Annotated in this window: 2 protein-coding genes; both read left to right on the top strand. The window is 65.5% G+C overall.

What is annotated here, in order from left to right; translation table 11 throughout:
- A partial coding sequence (locus HP546_RS28760) for a cytosine permease (protein ID WP_172232823.1) occupies positions 1–1238 on the top strand: 1238 nt, incomplete at its 5' end.
- A gap of 13 nt (positions 1239–1251) precedes the next feature.
- Complete coding sequence (locus HP546_RS28765; protein ID WP_172232826.1) at positions 1252–2682, top strand: aldehyde dehydrogenase family protein; 1431 nt, start codon at positions 1252–1254, stop codon at positions 2680–2682.
- Positions 2683–2785 lie beyond the last annotated feature (103 nt).

Consider the following 2785-nt stretch of genomic DNA (forward strand, 5'->3'; position numbering starts at 1 on the left):
TGTCGTCTGGCGCACACTTTGGTGTGCACGGGCGTATCGTCGGCTCGTTCCTGTCGCTGCTCACTGCGGTGGCGTTCTTCTCGTTGTCGGTGTGGAGCTCGGGTGATGCCTTGGTCGGCGGTGCCAAGCGCCTGGCCGGCCTGCCGGAAACCGACCTGACCCTGGGCCTGGCCTATGGCTTGTTCGCCGTGCTGGTGCTGGTGGTGTGCATCTTCGGCTTCCGTTTCATGTTGTGGGTCAACAAGATTGCCGTGTGGGCCTCGAGCCTGCTGTTCCTGCTGGGCATTGTCGCCTTCGCCGGGCCGTTCGATGCCGGCTATGCGGGCAGCGTCAACCTAGGCCAGGCGGGCTTCTGGGCAGCCTTCGTCGGCGCGGCGATCCTGGCCATGAGCAACCCGGTTTCGTTCGGCGCTTTTCTTGGCGACTGGTCACGCTATATCCCGCGTGAAACGCCCAAGGCGCGCATCATGCTGGCAGTAGTTGCAGCGCAGGGTGCGACGCTGATCCCGTTTCTGTTCGGCCTGTGCACCGCCACCCTGGTAGCCACCCACGCACCGGACTACATCGCCGCCAACAACTATGTCGGCGGCCTGCTGGCGGTAGCACCGAGCTGGTTCTTCCTGCCGGTATGCCTGATTGCGGTGATCGGCGGCATGTCCACCGGCACCACCGCGCTGTATGGCACTGGCCTGGACATGTCGAGCGTGTTCCCGCGTTTGCTCAGCCGTGCCGGCGCCACATTGCTGATCGGCGTGCTGGCAATCGGCTTCATCTTCGTTGGCCGCTTCACCTTCAACCTGGTGCAGAGCGTGTCGACCTTCGCCGTGCTGATCATCACCTGCACCAGCCCGTGGATGGTGATCATGATTCTCGGGCTGATCACCCGCCGCGGTTTCTACCATGCCGATGACCTGCAGGTGTTTACCCGCGGCCAGCGCGGCGGCCACTACTGGTTCCTGCATGGCTGGAACTGGCGCGGCATGGGCGCATGGCTGCCCAGCGCAGCGGTCGGCCTGTGCTTCGTCAACCTGCCGGGGCAGTTCGTCGGCCCGCTGGGCGACCTGGCCGGCGGCATCGACGTGAGCCTGCCGGTAACCCTGGGGCTGGCCGGCGTGCTGTACCTGCTGCTGCTCAACCTTTTCCCTGAACCTGCTGGCGTGTATGGCCCCCGTGGGCCGCGTTGGGTGCGCTGCAAAAGCACTGCGCACACGCCGGTAACCACTGCCGAAATGGCCTGACTGGAAACCGACCATGACCACTTCCCACTACATTGCCGGCCGCTGGGTCGAAGGCCAGGGCAGCGACTGCATCAGCGTCAACGACCCTGCGCTCGGGCTGCCCTTTGCTGAATTCATGGCCGCGAGCGTGGCCCAGGTCGACCAGGCCGTGGCTGCCGCCCGTGGCGCCCTGCCCGCCTGGAAGAACACCAGCGCCAGCGAGCGCGCTGCCTGCTTGCGCGGGTTTGCCGAGCAGCTGGGGCAGCGTCGCGAAGCGTTGATTGCGTTGCAGATGCGCAACAACGGCAAGCCACGCCATGAGGCGGAAATTGACCTGGACGACGCCATCGCCACGTTCGCCTACTACGCCGAACTGGCCGAACAGCTACCGTCGAAAAACCGTGACGTGCCACTGGCTGCGGCGGGCTTCACGGCGCGCACACGCCTGGAGCCGGTAGGCGTGGTCGGGCTGATCGTGCCGTGGAACTTCCCGCTGGTGACCAGCGCCTGGAAGCTCGCTCCGGCCCTGGCCGCGGGTTGCACCGTGGTGCTCAAGCCCTCGGAAGTTACCCCACTGATCGAACTAGCCTACGGCCAGATCGCCGAGGCGATTGGCCTGCCGGCAGGCGTGCTGAACATCGTCAACGGCAAGGCCGAAACCGGCGCTGCGCTAAGCAGCCACAACGGCCTGGACAAGCTGTCGTTCACCGGCAGCAACAGTGTCGGCAGCCAGGTGATGCGCAGCGCATCGGCGCAGTGCCGGCCAGTGACACTGGAGCTGGGCGGCAAGTCGGCGATCGTGGTGTTCGATGATTGTGATGTCGACCAGGCGGTGGCGTGGATCGTCGCCGGTATCAGCTGGAACGCCGGGCAGATGTGCTCGGCCACGTCGCGGCTGCTGGTGCAGGACGGCATTGCCGATGCATTGCTGCCGCGTTTGCAGGCCGCACTGGAACATCTACGGGTGGGCAACCCGCTGACCGAGGAAGTCGACATGGGGCCGCTGACCAGCCAGGCGCAGTGGCTGAAAGTGGCCAGCTACTTTGCCACGGCGCGGGAAGAAGGCTTGCGCTGCCTGGCCGGTGGCAAGGCTCTGGACCGTGAGGGCTGGTTCGTCAGCCCGACGTTGTACACCGATGTGCCCAAGGGCAGCCGCCTGTGGAGCGAGGAAATCTTCGGCCCGGTGCTGTGCGCACGGCGCTTCGCTACCGAGGAGCAGGCGATTGCCGAAGCCAACGACAGCCGCTTCGGGCTGGTGGCTACCGTGTGCTCTGCCGACCTGGAACGCGCCGAGCGGGTGGCCGACGCGCTGGAAGTTGGCCATGTGTGGATCAACTCGGCGCAGGCGGTGTTCGTCGAGACCTCGTGGGGCGGCACCAAGGGCAGTGGAATCGGGCGGGAGCTCGGGCCTTGGGGCCTGGCGGCCTATCAGTCGGTCAAGCATGTGACGCGGTGCCTCGGCTGATTATTTCAGCGACATCATCATCGTCTTGGGTGACAGCTCGGGGCAGAGGCGGAAGCCAGCATTTTTGGCATAGAACTTCTCCAGCCGCTCGCTAAGGGGATGC

This window comes from Pseudomonas sp. CM25 (assembly GCF_013179705.1).
Classification (GTDB): domain Bacteria; phylum Pseudomonadota; class Gammaproteobacteria; order Pseudomonadales; family Pseudomonadaceae; genus Aquipseudomonas.